12 protein-coding genes are annotated in these 14618 nt (G+C 65.0%); 5 read left to right on the forward strand and 7 right to left on the reverse strand.

All coding sequences use genetic code 11. From position 1 onward, the window contains the following. Positions 1 to 38: 38 nt before the first annotated feature. The 5 genes from C491_RS07350 to C491_RS07370 form a co-directional block, all read right to left on the reverse strand. A complete protein-coding gene (locus C491_RS07350) occupies positions 39 to 1376 on the reverse strand; it encodes an ABC transporter ATP-binding protein (protein WP_005554919.1) in 1338 nt (445 codons plus the stop codon). Further along, the gene (locus tag C491_RS07355; RefSeq protein ID WP_005554921.1) at positions 1369 to 2484 is read right to left on the reverse strand and encodes an ABC transporter ATP-binding protein; all 1116 of its coding nucleotides are present in this window, start codon (positions 2482 to 2484) and stop codon (positions 1369 to 1371) included. Before C491_RS07355 ends, C491_RS07350 begins: the two co-directional genes overlap by 8 nt. Position 2485: 1 nt before the next feature. Further along, a complete protein-coding gene (locus tag C491_RS07360; RefSeq protein ID WP_005554922.1) occupies positions 2486 to 3484 on the reverse strand; it encodes an ABC transporter permease in 999 nt (332 codons plus the stop codon). Position 3485: 1 nt separating this feature from the next. Continuing rightward, positions 3486 to 4487 (reverse strand): ABC transporter permease, encoded by a 1002-nt coding sequence (locus C491_RS07365; protein ID WP_005554925.1) that lies wholly within the window; start codon positions 4485 to 4487, stop codon positions 3486 to 3488. A gap of 81 nt (positions 4488 to 4568) precedes the next feature. Further along, the gene (locus tag C491_RS07370; protein WP_005554927.1) at positions 4569 to 6248 is read right to left on the reverse strand and encodes an ABC transporter substrate-binding protein; all 1680 of its coding nucleotides are present in this window, start codon (positions 6246 to 6248) and stop codon (positions 4569 to 4571) included. Between the two features lie 345 nt (positions 6249 to 6593). Between C491_RS07370 and C491_RS07375 the strand changes: the two genes are divergently transcribed. The 4 genes from C491_RS07375 to C491_RS07390 all read left to right on the forward strand — a co-directional run bounded on the left by C491_RS07375 (position 6594) and on the right by C491_RS07390 (position 13280). Then, complete coding sequence (locus C491_RS07375) at positions 6594 to 10214, forward strand: DNA polymerase II large subunit (protein WP_005554929.1); 3621 nt, start codon at positions 6594 to 6596, stop codon at positions 10212 to 10214. Between the two features lie 94 nt (positions 10215 to 10308). Further along, positions 10309 to 11844, forward strand: a complete 1536-nt coding sequence (locus C491_RS07380) for an alkaline phosphatase (RefSeq protein ID WP_005554930.1) — start codon at positions 10309 to 10311, stop codon at positions 11842 to 11844. Between the two features lie 196 nt (positions 11845 to 12040). Beyond that, positions 12041 to 12340, forward strand: coding sequence for a DUF7130 family rubredoxin-like protein (locus C491_RS07385; protein WP_005554932.1), 300 nt, complete (start codon positions 12041 to 12043; stop codon positions 12338 to 12340). 40 nt (positions 12341 to 12380) lie between these two features. Beyond that, entirely contained in the window at positions 12381 to 13280 is a 900-nt protein-coding gene (locus tag C491_RS07390) for a ketopantoate reductase family protein (RefSeq protein WP_005554933.1), read from the forward strand. Between the two features lie 54 nt (positions 13281 to 13334). Here C491_RS07390 and C491_RS07395 read toward each other — a convergent pair whose 3' ends face one another. Next, the gene (locus C491_RS07395) at positions 13335 to 13691 is read right to left on the reverse strand and encodes a NifU family protein (protein ID WP_005554935.1); all 357 of its coding nucleotides are present in this window, start codon (positions 13689 to 13691) and stop codon (positions 13335 to 13337) included. A 48-nt stretch (positions 13692 to 13739) separates the two neighbouring features. After that, positions 13740 to 14057 carry a DUF5783 family protein gene (locus tag C491_RS07400; protein WP_005554936.1) on the reverse strand — a complete coding sequence of 106 codons (318 nt, stop codon included), beginning with the start codon at positions 14055 to 14057 and terminating at the stop codon, positions 13740 to 13742. 163 nt (positions 14058 to 14220) lie between these two features. On the opposite strand from C491_RS07400, the gene C491_RS07405 reads away from it, so the two are divergent. After that, a complete protein-coding gene (locus C491_RS07405) occupies positions 14221 to 14601 on the forward strand; it encodes a hypothetical protein (RefSeq protein WP_005554937.1) in 381 nt (126 codons plus the stop codon). Positions 14602 to 14618 lie beyond the last annotated feature (17 nt).

The raw sequence follows: 14618 nt of genomic DNA on the forward strand, positions 1-14618 counted from the left end.
GGCTCACCGGAGCACGCCTCGGAGAAGGTCGTCGGAGATCAGCGGTGGAGGTGACAGGCCGCGAAGTGAGTATCGGTACCGTACTCCGGCTGGATCTCGTAGGCCGGTCGCTCGGTCGCACAGATGCTCTCGCGGGCGAACGACTCGAGCAGGAGCTCGCGGGCCTCCTCCCAGTCATCGTGGTCGTCGTCGCGCTCCTCGCTCCCGTCGCCGGGATCGGTCGCGACGAGATCGATCGCGTCCGCGACGATCTCGCCGGCCTCGCCGCGGGGGAGATCCCCACCGAAGAACTCCTGGCGGAACTCGCCTGCGGGCATCGGCTCGAACGTCCGGCGCTTGACCGCGCGCATGAACGTCCGCGTGTGGGCCCACTCCTCGTCGGTCCACTCGTACCTCTCGGGGGCGATCAGACGCGGACACCGGGTTCGGAACCGACATCCCGACGGCGGATCGATCGGACTTGGCACCTCGCCCTCGAGAACGCCCCGGGCGTCTCGCTCCCGCGGATCGGGGACGGGAATCGAGTCGAGCAGCGCTCGTGTGTAGGGGTGCTGGGGGTTCTCGAACAGCTCCTCCTTGTCGGCGAGTTCGACGATGTTGCCCAGATACATCACCGCGACGCGATCCGAGATGTGGCGGATCACCGAGAGGTCGTGAGCGATGAAGAGGTAGGTCAGGCCGAACTCGTCCTGGAGCTCCTCCATCGTGTTCAACACCTGGGCCTGGATCGAGACGTCGAGCGCCGAGACGGGCTCGTCGCAGACGATGAACTCCGGGTCGACCGACAGCGCCCGTGCGAGGTTGACCCGCTGGCGCTGGCCGCCGGAGAAGGCGTGGGGATGGCGGTTGTAGTGATGGGGGTCGAGTCCGACCTTCTCGAGCAGCATCTTCGCGCGCTGCTCGCGGCCCTCGTCGTCCAACATCCCGTGGGCCCGCATCGGCTCCTCGACGATCTGGCCGATCTTCATCCGGGGGTCGAGCGACGCCTGGGGATCCTGGAAGATCATCTGGATCTCCGACCGTTTCTGCCGGAGCTCCTCGCCGCTCATCTCCGCCAGATCCTGCCCCTTGAAGTCGATCGTCCCCTCGGTCGGCTCGAGCAGGCGCAGCAGGGTTCGCCCCAGCGTACTCTTCCCACAGCCCGACTCGCCGACGAGCCCCAGGGTCTCACCGCGGCGGATCTCGAAGTCCACGTCGTCGACCGCCTTGACACGCTGCTGGCCGACGTCGATCGGCGGGAACTGGCTCGAGTCGAAGGAGAGCCCGCTCAGAAGCCCCGACTCTTGGTTAAAATACTTCTTCAGGTTCCGTACCCGGATCAGCGGCTCGCCGCGGCCGACGTCGTCGGTCGTCCCGGAGTCAGCCGGGCTACTCACCGTCCTCACCTCCTGGCGTGCCCGCGGTCAGCCGTGGCTCCGCCTCGAGCGGCGGGCTCTCGTCGTAGCCGACGTCGAAGGCGTCGTGTTTGACACAGGCCGCGTTGTGCGGGTAGCCGTCGGCCCGCGCGACCTCCTTCGGCTCGGGGTGGACGCGCTGACAGACCTCCCTGGCGTCGGGACAGCGCGGGTGGAACCGACAGCCCGACGGCGGCGAGATCGCTTCCGGCATCACCCCCTCGATTGGCTCGAGCTCGCCGACGGTTCGGTCGGGCCGGGGCATCGAGTTCAGCAGCGCCTGCGTGTAGGGGTGTTTGGTGTCGTGGAACAGCTCGTCGACGGGCGCCTGTTCGATGACCTCGCCGAGGTACATGACGTTGACCCGGTCGCAGATCTCGGCGACGACGCCCATGTCGTGGGTGACCCAGATGAAGCTCGTGCCGTACTTCTCCTGGAGGTCGTCGACCAGGTCGATGATCTGACCCTCGACGGTGACGTCGAGCGCCGTCGTCGGCTCGTCGGCGATGATCAGGCTCGGCTCGCAGGCCAGCGCCATGGCGATCAGCACCCGCTGGCGCATCCCGCCCGAGAACTGGTGGGGGTACTCCTCGTAGCGCTCCTCGGGGTCGGGGATGCCGACCTCCCGGAGCATCCGAATCGCCTCCGCTCTGGCCTCCTTCCCGGAGAGGTCGCGGTTGAGTTCGATGAACTCCCGGAGCTGTCCCCCGACGGTGAAGACGGGGTTGAGCGACTCCATCGGATCCTGGAAGATGACCGCGATCTCGTTGCCCCGGATCCGGTCCCGGACCGCCTCGTTCGAGAGCATGTCCTCGCGCTCCCGGAGTTCGCCGTCGGGGCCCTCCTCGAGGCCGAAGATCGTCTCCCCTCTGTAGGTGATCTCGCCGCCGACGATCTCGCCGGGGTGTTCGACGAGCCGCAGCAGGCTCATCGAGGCGACCGACTTGCCGGCCCCCGACTCGCCGACGAGGCCGACGATCTCGCCCTCGTGGACCTCGAAGGAGATCCCGTCGACTGCGCGTACTGTACCGGCGTCCGTGAAGAACTGCGTCTTGAGATTCTCGACGCGAAGTAGTGGTTCGGAGCTCATGTTAGTTTTTGAGTCGTGGGTCCAGCGCGTCCTGCAGGCCGTCGCCGAAGAGGTTGAATCCCATGATGGTGATCAGAATGGCGATACCGGGCCAGACCGAGAGCCAGACGTTCGAGTGCATGTAGCCGTGCGAGACGTTCAGCATCTCGCCCCAGTCCGGCGTCGGCGGCTGTGCGCCGTAGCCGAGGAACGAGAGTCCGGCGACGATGAGGATCGTGACGCCGATCTGCAGCGTCGCGTAGACGAGCACGGGTGCGAAGCTGTTCGGGATCACGTGCCGAAGGATGATGTTTCGGTTCTTGACACCCGAGGCCCTGGCGGCCTCGATGTAGTCCATCTCGCGGATCGAGAGCACCTCGCTGCGGATGATCCGAGCGAACACCGGGATGAAGGTGATCCCGACGCCGAGGATCGCATAGGTGATGTCCGGGCTACCCCCGCTGACGAACACGGTGAAGACGATGATGAGGATCAGCGGCGGGATGGCGTAGACGGTCTCGACGACCCGCATGAGCAGGTCGTCGATCTTGCCGCCGTAGAACCCAGCGACGGATCCGATAACCGTTCCGCCGACGAAACCGATGAGCGTCGAGACGATACCGACGCTCACCGACACCTGGGCGCCGTAGACGATCCGAGTGAAGTAATCGCGTCCGTTCGGATCCGTACCCAGCGGGTAGGACATCGAGCCGTCGGCGTGGAACGCCGGCGGCAGGTGTCCCTCGCCCTCGCCCGGCGGGGGGATCCGCTCGGGGTGGTCGAAGATCGGCAGCGCCTCCGCGAAGGTAAAGTCCGATATCGCGCCCAGCGTGAGCCGCGAGAGGTTGCTGTCGATCAGCGTGTACAACGAGATGAGCAGGACGAAGCCGACGACGTACAGCCCCCATCGCGCGGTGGTGTCGTCTTTGACCTTCGTGATCGTGTGCCGCCAGCCAAACTTCGCCTCGACCTCCTTCGAGGGCCCCGATTCGCCGCCGCCCTGAGATTCGCCTATCGCCATGTTATTCCTCCTCCCCGTAGGTGACACGGGGGTCGATGTACGCGTACGAGATGTCCGTGATGATCACGCCGATGACGAACATCGTCCCGATGACGATCGTGATCCCCATGATCAGCTGGTAGTCGAGCGACTGGATCGCCTCGATGAACAGTCGTCCCATGCCGTTGATGTTGAAGACGTACTCGATGAGCACGGCGCCGCCGAGCGCCGTCGACAGGTTGAGTCCGATGATCGTGATGATCGGCAGCTGGGCGACCTGGAAGGCGTGCTTGCGAAGGATCGTTCGCTCCGGAACGCCGTAGGCGCGAGCGAGCTTGACGTACTCGCCCTGGAGCGACTCGATCATCTGCGTGCGTTCGACGCGCATCAGCGTCGCCATCTGTAACGTTCCGAGCGCAACCATCGGGAGCAACAGGTGGCGTGCCGTCTGATAGAGTAGTTCGGGCCACGTGTCGATCCAGTCGTAGGCCTCCGGCCCCCACCACGGGTAGACGAGCCCGCTCGAGGGAAGCCAGCCGAGCTGGACGGCAAATAGCAGGATCAGCATGATGCCGATCCAGAACGACGGCGTGCTGACGCCGATCAGCGCGACGATCCGGGAGATGTGGTCTGCCGGGTCGTTCCGACGCGTGGCGGCGAAGATACCGAGCGGGATCGCCGTCGCGATCGCGAAGGCGTACGCCGAGAGCACGAGCAACAGCGTCGGACCGAGCCGGCTGAGCATGAGATCGCTCACCGGCTGGTTGCGGTGAATACTGTGTCCGAAATCGCCCTGTACCAGTCCGCTCATGTACGTGATGTACCGCTCGTGCAGCGGTTGATCTAACCCGTACCGTTGTTCGATCGTCTCGATCAGTTCCTCGTCGACCTCCTGGCCCTGCAACATCAGTCGGACCGGGTCGCCCGGAGCCAGATTGGCGAGCAAGAAGGTGATGATCGTGATACCGATCAGTACCGGGATCGCCTGAAGAAGTCGGTACAGCGTGTAACGAAGTAGTCCCATCTGGATATCGTGCTATCAGTAGTTGGCCGAAAGGGGTATGTAGGTATTTTTGTTCCTGTTCCGTTTGGGTCGGCGGACTGATCAGTCGTCGATCCAGACGTTGCCCTCGTCGGAGACGAGGTGAGGGTTGTACTGCATCTGTGGATGGACGTGCATATCTCTGACGTGCTCGCCGGTGGCCATCGAGTTGTGCTCGGTGTACGCCGGCAACGCCGGGAGTTCCTCGAGGATCTCCTCGATGACGTCGTTGTAGAGCTCCTGGCGCTCCTCGTCGTCGGCGGATTCGCGCGCCTCGACGATGTTGTCGTGGAAGTCGTCGCTTCCCTCGTAGAAGTGACCCTGGTTGGTCCCCTCCTGGCTCTCGTGGAAGTTGGGGTAGAGGTACTGGTCGGGGTCGGGTCCGCCCGTCCAGCCGACGATGTACAGTTCGTAATCGTCAGGGTTCCCGTCGCTGTAGATCGTCTGCTCGAGCATCGCGCCGAAGTCCATCGTCTGAACCTCCATGTCGTGGCCGAGCTCGCCAACCCGGGTCGCGACGCGCTCGGCGAGCGTCGCTCGCTCGTCGTCCGGCGCCAGGAACGTCGGGTTCCAGTCGTCGGGTGCGTGCTCGTCGAGGAGCTCCTCGGCCTGTTCGGGATCGTACTGGGGGTACAGCTCTTCTTCCCACTCGTCGACCGGGAAGTCCCACAGGTCGTTGGTGATACGCGACGTCGGTGTCACCAGCGGAATCGCGGCGTTGTTCAGATACGTCTCGACGTAGTCCTGCATCGAGAACGCGTGAGCGATCCCGCGGCGCACGTTCGGATCGGCCGTTCCTGCGCCCTCGTTACAGTTGAAGTAGATGTACGCGACCGAGGGGCTCTCGGCAACGTGGAGGTTGACGTCGTCCTCGCCCTCGAGTTCGTCCCAGTCGTCGTTCGGGACGTCGCCGATCGCGTCGGTGTCGCCGGCCATCATCTCGCTGACGCGGCTCGCGTCGTCGACGTTGTCCTCGAAGCGGATCGCCTGCAGATGGGGCATCGGATCGTCCCAGTAGTCCTCGAAGCGCTCGAGTTCGACGTACTCTCCATGCTGGAAGTCCGCCCACTGGAACGGTCCGGAGCCGACCGGATCGGTGTTGAACGCCTCGGTGTCCTCCGTCCGAACGTCCTCGGGGACGATCGCGACGGCCTGGTTGAACATCTCCCAGGGACCGTACGGATGCTCGAGGTCGACCTGGAGCTGGTAGTCGTCGATCGCCTCGGCCGATTCGATCATGTCGTACGTCGAGATGTTCGGCGTCTCCTCCTCGACCGGCGCGGTAAACGAGTGGGCGACGTCGGAAGCGGTGAGCTCGTCGCCGTTGTGGAACTCGATTCCCTCGTGGATCTCGTAGAGGTAGCGCGTGTCGTCGCGTTCGACGTCGGGGAAGTCGACGGCGACCTTCGGCTCGAGTTCGTAGTCGTAGTTGAACTCGAAGAGGTCGTCGTAGATCAGATTCGAGACCTGAACGCTGTAGGCGTCGTTCGCGACGACGGGGTCGAAGTCCTCGTCGCGCTCGAGTTCCTGCGTGTAGACCATCGTGCCGTCGCTGACGGCGTCGGGGTCGTCGGGCTCGTCCCGTTCGTAGTCGTACTCCTCCGGATCAAGGATTTCGCCGCCTTCCTCGTCGTCGTCGTCGTCACCGTTCCCACCGATGCACCCTGCAATGGCCGCGGCGGAGACCGCGGTACCCGAGGCGAGGACGTGCCGTCGGGTCCATACCTTCTGGTTGTTTGCCATTCTCACAGTAATGGCCGTGGCAGCAAACTATATATGTTTTGGTTTATCGTGGAGAATCGGCGTCCCGATAGCCATTTTCATCCAATAGCTGCCGTTTGTGGACGTTCGATACGTTATTTCAGGGCATGCATCTTATAATTTCACTATAGATGTGTCAGTAGCACATGGATCTCGCCCGAAAAGGGACGATTCCGCGCGGCCCGCGCCGGGGACCGGTGCGCTTTTTCTTCCGGCCGTCACAGTAGTGTCGTATGAACTATCGAGCCGTCGAGCACGGAACGGAGTACGTCGCCGCCCTCGGGTGCGAGTACGACGAGACGACCGATCTCGACCGCTGGCTCTGAGATGCGCGAGGAAGACGAACGCTACTTCCGCCGGCTCGAGGCCCAGCTCGATACCGCGTTCGACGTCGCCGAACGGGCCAAAGAGCGGGGCGGGGATCCCGAACCCGAAGTCGAGATCCCCGTCGCCAAGGACATGGCCGACCGCGTCGAGAACATCCTCGGGATCGACGACGTCGCCGAGCGCGTCCGCGAACTCGAGGGCGAGATGAGCCGCGAGGAGGCCGCATTGGCGCTCGCCGAGGACTTCGCGGAGGGACGAGTCGGCGACTACGAGACGAGAGCGGGCAAGGTCGAGGGGGCGGTCCGCACGGCGGTCGCCCTGCTCACCGAGGGCGTCGTCGCCGCCCCCATCGAGGGGATCGACAGGGTCGAACTGCTCGAGAACGACGACGGCACCGAGTTCGTCAACGTCTACTACGCGGGGCCGATCCGCTCGGCGGGCGGAACCGCACAGGCCCTCTCGGTGCTCGTGGCGGACTACACACGCGCGCTCGTCGGGATCGAACAGTACAACGCGAGATCGGAAGAGGTCGAACGCTACGCCGAGGAGATCGGCCTCTACGACAAGGAGACGGGACTACAGTACACCCCCAAGGACAAGGAGACGAAGTTCATCGCCAAACACCTCCCGATCATGCTCGACGGGGAGGCCACGGGCGACGAGGAGGTTTCCGGGTTCCGGGACTTAGAGCGCGTCGACACCAACAACGCCCGCGGCGGGATGTGTCTCGTCCTGGCCGAGGGGATCGCCCTGAAGGCCCCGAAGATCCAGCGCTACACCTCCGCGCTCGACGAGATCGACTGGCCCTGGCTGCAGGACCTCATCGACGGCAACTACGCCGACGAGGCGGCCGACGCGCCGGAGGACGAAGACGGTGAGGCAGACGAGGCGTCCGACGACGGCGGCGGTGGCGAGAATGAGACGGAGCCCGCCGAACCCGAGGGCCCCGTCCGGGCAAAGTCCTCCCAGAAGTTTCTCCGGGATCTGATCGCCGGCCGCCCCGTCTTCTCGCATCCAAGCGCCGCTGGCGGTTTCCGGCTCCGGTACGGCCGCGCGCGCAACCACGGCTTCGCGACCGGTGGGGTCCACCCCGCGACGATGCACCTCCTCGACGATTTCCTCGCGACCGGGACCCAGATCAAGACCGAGCGGCCCGGCAAGGCCCACGGGATCGTCCCGGTCGACACGATTGACGGTCCGACAGTCAAGCTGGCCAACGGTGACGTCCGCCGGATCGACGACCCCCAGGAGGCCCTCGAGATCAGAAACGGCGTCGAGCGGATCCTCGACGCCGGCGAGTACCTGGTCAACTACGGCGAGTTCGTCGAGAACAACCATCCCCTCTCGCCTGCCTCGTACGTCTTCGAGTGGTGGATCCAGGATCTCGAGGCCGCGGGTGCGGACGTCCAGGCCCTCGAGGACGACCCCCGGATCGACCTCGAGAACCCCGACGCCGACCGAGCCCTCGAGTGGGCAACGTCCTACGACGCGCCGCTTCATCCGCAGTACACCTACCTCTGGCACGACGTCTCCGTCGCGGAGTTCCGTACGCTCGCCGACGCGGTCGCGAACGGCCGGGTCGAGCGCGCCGACGGCGGCGACGGAACGCTCGTCCTCGCACACGACGAGACCGTCCGCGGGGCCCTCGAGGCGATCATCGTCGAGCACCGCCAGCGTCCCGACGACGGCCGGATCGAGATCGACGACTGGAAACCGTTCGCGCACACGGTCGGCTGCGAGCCCAGGGAAACGGTCGCCGACGGCGCGGCGGCCGACCCCGACGCCCGAGACCGACGGCCGACCGTCGAACTCGAGCGCACCTGGAGCGACGACGATCTCTCCGAGCGCGCCCGCACGTGGGGCCACGAGGAGGAAGGCGACAACGCCATCGAGGCGGTCAACGAGGTCGCCCCCTTCACGGTTCGAGAGCGCGCGCCCACGCGGATCGGCAATCGGATGGGTCGCCCCGAGAAGTCGGAGCGCCGGGACCTGAGCCCGCCGGTCCACACCCTGTTCCCGATCGGCGAGGCCGGGGGCCCACAGCGCAACGTCGCGGACGCGGCCAAACACGCCGAGACGATGTCGGATACTCCCGGCGTCGTCGAACTCGAGATCGGTCGTCAGCGCTGTGAGAATTGCGGGACGGAGACGTTCAAGAATCGGTGTCCGGACTGCAACGAACGGACGACGCCCGACTACCGCTGTCCCGACTGCGAGACGCAGATCGAACCCGACGAGGCGGGTCGCGTCGAGTGTGGCCACTGCGAGGTCGAGGCTACCTGCGTCGAGCGCCGCGAGGTCGACCTCAACGAGCAGTATCGAGATGCCCTCAAGTCGGTCGGGGAGCGCGAGAATGCCTTCGAGATCCTCAAGGGCGTGAAGGGGCTCACGTCGACGACCAAAGTCCCCGAGCCGATCGAGAAGGGCGTGCTACGTGCCAAACACGACGTCTCGTCGTTCAAGGACGGCACCGTCCGCTACGACATGACCGACCTGCCCGTCACCTCCGTCCGGGCCACCGAACTCGACGTCGACATCGGCCAGCTCCAGGCGCTCGGTTACGAGACGGATATCCACGGCGACCCCCTCGTCCACGAGGACCAGCTAGTCGAGCTGAAGGTACAGGATATCGTCCTCTCGGACGGCGCCGCCGAGCACATGATGCAGACCGCCGACTTTATCGACGACCTCCTCGAGCAGTACTACGGGCTCGAGCCGTTCTACGAGCTCGAGGACCGACAGGAGCTCGTCGGCGAGCTGGTGTTCGGGATGGCGCCACACACGAGTGCGGCAACTGTCGGAAGAGTGGTTGGTTTTACGAGCGCTGCGGTCGGATACGCACATCCGTACTTTCACGCCGCCAAACGCCGCAACTGCGACGGAGACGAGGATTGCGTGATGCTCCTCATGGACGGCTTGTTGAACTTTAGTGAAAGCTTCTTGCCAAATCAACGCGGGGGGAAGATGGACGCACCGTTGGTTATGTCCTCGAGGATCGACCCCTCCGAGATCGACGACGAGGCCCACAACATGGACATCGCCTCGCAGTACCCTCGCGAGTTCTACGAGGCGACCCTCGAGCAGGCCGACCCCGGCGAGGTCGACATTCGGATCGGCGAGGACACCCTCGGTACCGACCTCGAGTACACCGGCTTCGAACACACCCACGACGTCACCGACATCGCGATGGGACCCGACCTCTCGGCGTACAAGACGCTCGGGTCGATGATGGAGAAGATGAACGCCCAGCTCGAGCTCTCCCGGAAGCTCCGGGCCGTCGACGAGACCGACGTCGCCGAACGGGTGATCGAGTACCACTTCCTGCCGGACCTGATCGGGAACCTGCGGGCCTTCTCACGCCAGGAGACTCGCTGTCTCGACTGCGGCGAGAAGTTCCGTCGGATGCCCCTGACGGGGGACTGCCGAGAGTGTGGCGGCCGCGTCAACCTCACCGTCCACCAGGGGTCGGTCAACAAGTACATGCAGACTGCGATCCAGGTCGCCGACGAGTACGACTGTCGGGACTACACGAAACAGCGCCTCGAGGTGCTCGAGAAGTCCCTCGAGAGCATCTTCGAGAACGACAAGAACAAGCAATCGGGAATAGAGGACTTCATGTAACATCACGGGTTCGTTCGTCGATCTCCTGTGGGTGCTATATTTAGCAGTAGTTTGAAGGCAAAAATCCGATACCGTGGTGTGTTGTCACCCTCGTATGGGCCACGACAACTGTTGTAGTGGTAGTATCGCTCCCGATCCGGAGGCGCTCCCGTCGGTCGCGACCGAGCGGCGATCGTTCATCAAGGGAGTTGGTGCACTCACCGGGGGTGCTGCCCTCTCCAGCCGAGCGGCCGCCGACGACGGTGACGAGGAGAGCGACGCGGATCGCGCGGAGGAGTGTCGAAACGCGATCACGTTCATCCACGACGGGATGGGGCCAACCCAGGTCACGGGCGCCCGCTACCTCAAGGCCTACCAGGAGGACCCAGATCAGTTCCCGCTGAACGCCGATCCGTCCGAGACGCCGCTGCACATGGATCGACACGAGGCCCACGGGACGATGACCGTCTTCCCCGACGACCCCAACGAGGTCGTCATCGACTCGGCGGCCGGAGCGACGAGTCCGGGCGCGATCGACTGCGCCGCTTCGGCCACCGGGATCGGCGCCGGCGTCAAGACGTACAACGGCGCGATTGGCGGCATCAGAAACGAGGACGACGAGTTCGTCCCCGTCGAAACGATCCTCGAGGCGGCCAGCGACGCGGGGCTCGCGACGGGGCTGGTGACGACCACGCGGATCACCCACGCGACGCCGGCGGCGTTCGCCGCCCACGTCCCCCACCGGTCGATGGAGGACGAGATCGCCGAGCAGTATATCGACGAGGCCGACGTCGACGTCCTGCTGGGCGGCGGGAAGGCCCACTTCGACCCCGACCAGCGCGACGACGGGCGGGACCTGCTCGGCGCCGCGGAAGCGCAGGGGTACCGAATCGTCGAGACCGACGAAGAACTCGCAGACGTAGAGGAGTCGCCCGTTCTCGGGCTCTTCACCGAGGACGACAGCCACCTGAACTACTACCTCGATCGCCAGTCCGATACGACTCAGCCGGGACTCGTCGAGATGACCGAGAAGGCGCTCGATCTCCTCTCGGAGAACGACGAGGGCTTTTTCGTCATGGTCGAGGCGGGACGGGTCGACCACTGCGGGCACAAGAACGACCCGGCGATCCTCGACGAACAGCTCGAGGGCGATCGGGCCGTCGGCGCCTGCCTCGACTTCGCACGGGACAACGGGACGGCACCGACGACCGTCGTGACGACCGCCGACCACGAGTGCGGCGGCTTCTCGCTCGGTCGCGACGGGATCTACAACGTCGACTACGAGATGATCGACGCGCTCCAGGCCAGCGTCACCGAAGGGATCGTACCGGCCATCGACGAGGAAGTCGAGGACGTCGAAGACCTCCAGACCGTCATGTCGGAGGTCGCCGGAATCGAACTCGAAGACGTCGACCGAAACCACTCCGACGCCGACATCTACCGGGCGATCGATCTGGGCCCGCTGTACGCCGAGGTCCCCGCGCTTCGAGATATGCTCAACAGGCAGATGTTGATCGACTTCACCTCCCACGGTCACACGGGCGTCGACGTGCCGCTGTACGCCGACGGGCCGAACGCCGAGTTCTTCGACCGGGCGCGGGACAACACCGATATCGCCGACGTGATGGCCGACGCGCTGGGAGTCAAGTAGGCCGAAAGTCGGTCCCCGATCGACGGCGTTCCGTTCCGCCCTTCCGGCGTCCGAACCCGAATTGGTATCGCCGCCAGCGGTTTACGAACGACTCGGCATGGTTCTGGCGGCGATCCGAACACTTCCGAAAACGGCACACCCGGCCCTTTTGAAGACCGTATATCCTTTATGTTCGCCCGGAGCGTCGGAGCTACGTATGACTGAAGAACAGGATACACCCCGCCTCGGGTTCGGCACGAAGATCTACACCGAAGATGGAACGCAGGTCGGTCGCGTCCGCGGGTTCGACGAGGACGGATTCTACGTCACGATTCGGGAGGGGTTCGAGGCGATGAGCGTCGAGCACGTCCGATCAGGCAAGGAGTTCGGCGAGGCGGAGCTGATGTGGCGATGCTGGGAGTGTGGCGAGATGGGACGTCTCGACTCCGAACTTCCCGAACGCTGCCCGTCCTGTGGCGCTGATCGCGAGGATCTGTACTACTGGACCGAGGACTAACGACAACCGTTTTTACCGTTCCGAAACCACCCCTCGAGCGATGGAGATCGTCGTCTTCGGCGCCGGCAGCCTGGGGAGTCTCGTCGGTGGCGTTCTCGCGCGCGACCACGAGGTAACGCTCGTCGGACGCGAGGCCCACGTCGATGCCGTTCGGGAGCGCGAGCTGGCCCTCGAGGGCGAGCTCGAGGCGATAGTCGAGCCGCAGGCGACGACCGATGGAACGGAACTCGCGGCCGACCTCGCGGTCGTGACGGTAAAATCCTACGACACGAGACGGGCCGCCGAAACGCTCGCGACGGGGGCGTTCGACGCCGTCCTCTCCCTACAAAACGGGATGGGAAACGAGGAGCTACTCGCCGAGACGCTGGGCGAGCCCGTACTCGCCGGAACGGCCTCCTACGGTGCGGTTCTGCGGGAGCCGGGTATCGTCGAGTGCACCGGAGTCGGCGAGATCGTCCTCGGCGACCGCCGCGGGGGCGGATCCGCGGTCGCCGACCGAGTCGGCGAGGCCTTCCGCTCGGCGGGGCTCGAGACCACGGTCTCCGAGTCGATGCCTCGCCGACTCTGGGAGAAGCTCGCGGTCAACGCCGCGATCAATCCGGTGACGGCGCTGACCGCAACCGAGAACGCAGCGGTGCTCGAGGAGCCGGCCGCGGACCTCGCTCGCGGGGCGACTCGCGAGACGGCTCGCGTCGCTCGCGCCGAGGGCGTCGGGCTCTCGAACCGCGAGGCGCTCGCGGCGACGGAGCGAGTCGTCGCGGAGACGGCGGCCAACACCTCGTCAATGCACCAGGACGTCCTCGCGGAACGCCGAACGGAGATCGACGCGATCAACGGCTACGTCCTCGAGCGGGCGGCCGAACGCGGGCTCGAGGCCCCGACGAACCGCACGCTCGCGTCGCTCGTGCGGACGTGGGAACGGGGACGCGGCCTCCGGTAGAGTCCGGCAGCTCTCGATCGAGAGAAAACACGAGAACGGATCGGAAACGACGCCTTAGAACGGAGCTTCGGGTCCTTCGTCGGCCTCGCCGTCGTCGACGGTCTCACCGGGGAACGACGGCTCCATGCCGCCGCCCATGTCGTCGCCGCCGTCCATACCGGTGTGGGCGTTGACCTTCTCGATCTCGGGGATCTCCTTGACCATCCGGCTCTTGATCGCCTGGATCGTCATCGGCGAGATCCCACAGCCACTGCAGGCGCCACCGAGTGCGATGGTGACCTCGCCGGACTCCCGGTCGAGGTCCTGAATGGCCGCCGAGCCGCCGTGCATCTGGATCTGCGGGAAGTTCCGTCGCAGGAAGTTCGAGACGCGGTCCTCGAGGTCGTCTCCGTCCTGAGTTTCGGTGCTCATGTCTCGCCGTTGGGGGCGAACCTCCCTAAACCTTCCGTCGCTTCCCGTTCAGTCGAACTCGAAGACCCGCTCGAGTTCCCGTTCGATCTCCTCGATGTGAATCTCGAGGATCTCTTCGAAGCGCTCCTCCTCGACCAGCACGCCCGTCACCCGGTCGTAGGGGTTGTCGGGAAGTTCGACGCGGAACTCGCCGTTTCCGTCGTAGAAGGGCTCGCTCTCGTTCAGGACTTGCTGGTCGATCGCGTGGACCAGTTCGGAGTCGTAGCGGTCGTTCATCCGGTTGAACGCGTTCTTGTAGGCCTGCTGGAGTTCGGGAAAGTAGTTGGCGTACTTGTCCTCGAACTTCTCGGGGTCGAACTCTGCCATACCGTCTACGAACGCGAGCGAGGACAAAAGTCGGACGATCGGTCGCTTGCTGCAGATTAACACGGATATTAGTAACCGCACTGATACGGTACGGGGTTCCTACATACGGCGCACGCGTACGCAAGCGGCACCACCATCCCTCTCACCGGGATAGCCGGCAACGATGTCATCCGATCAACACCCCGTCCCGCTGGAAGCGCTTCCGCCGGGATGGGGGCCGGTCGAGTGCTGTCGTGGCTACCTCGCGTATCGTCACGCTCGGCCGCCGATCGAACTCATTGCGGACCGGACGACCGCTGACAGCTTCCACCCCGGACTCGGACTGAGCCACTGCTGGGAACTGCAGTACCAGTACGCACTCGACGACCGGGCGGTCACCGAGTGCATCGGTCGCGTGCCGACCCGAGGGGCCGCCGTCGAGGGATTGCTCGAGTGTATGTCCCGACTACACGACCGCCTCGAGAACCGGACCGACCCGCTCGAGATCAGAAGCGTTCTGAACGGCGTCTCGATCGGCGATGCGATTCCGGACGGTTCCCGCTGACGGACCGGGCTCGGATT

Origin of the sequence: Natronococcus amylolyticus DSM 10524 (assembly GCF_000337675.1) — an archaeon.
GTDB lineage: Archaea > Halobacteriota > Halobacteria > Halobacteriales > Natrialbaceae > Natronococcus > Natronococcus amylolyticus.

What these genes read in the sequence shown, in the direction of transcription:
- C491_RS07380 (WP_005554930.1), top strand. Translation starts at nt 10,309, where the DNA reads ATGGGCCACGACAACTGTTGTAGTGGTAGTATCGCTCCCGATCCGGAG.
- C491_RS07365 (WP_005554925.1), bottom strand. Translation starts at nt 4,487, where the DNA reads ATGGGACTACTTCGTTACACGCTGTACCGACTTCTTCAGGCGATCCCG.
- C491_RS07405 (WP_005554937.1), top strand. Translation starts at nt 14,221, where the DNA reads ATGTCATCCGATCAACACCCCGTCCCGCTGGAAGCGCTTCCGCCGGGA.
- C491_RS07375 (WP_005554929.1), top strand. Translation starts at nt 6,594, where the DNA reads ATGCGCGAGGAAGACGAACGCTACTTCCGCCGGCTCGAGGCCCAGCTC.
- C491_RS07355 (WP_005554921.1), bottom strand. Translation starts at nt 2,484, where the DNA reads ATGAGCTCCGAACCACTACTTCGCGTCGAGAATCTCAAGACGCAGTTC.
- C491_RS07395 (WP_005554935.1), bottom strand. Translation starts at nt 13,691, where the DNA reads ATGAGCACCGAAACTCAGGACGGAGACGACCTCGAGGACCGCGTCTCG.
- C491_RS07400 (WP_005554936.1), bottom strand. Translation starts at nt 14,057, where the DNA reads ATGGCAGAGTTCGACCCCGAGAAGTTCGAGGACAAGTACGCCAACTAC.
- C491_RS07360 (WP_005554922.1), bottom strand. Translation starts at nt 3,484, where the DNA reads ATGGCGATAGGCGAATCTCAGGGCGGCGGCGAATCGGGGCCCTCGAAG.
- C491_RS07385 (WP_005554932.1), top strand. Translation starts at nt 12,041, where the DNA reads ATGACTGAAGAACAGGATACACCCCGCCTCGGGTTCGGCACGAAGATC.
- C491_RS07370 (WP_005554927.1), bottom strand. Translation starts at nt 6,248, where the DNA reads ATGGCAAACAACCAGAAGGTATGGACCCGACGGCACGTCCTCGCCTCG.
- C491_RS07390 (WP_005554933.1), top strand. Translation starts at nt 12,381, where the DNA reads ATGGAGATCGTCGTCTTCGGCGCCGGCAGCCTGGGGAGTCTCGTCGGT.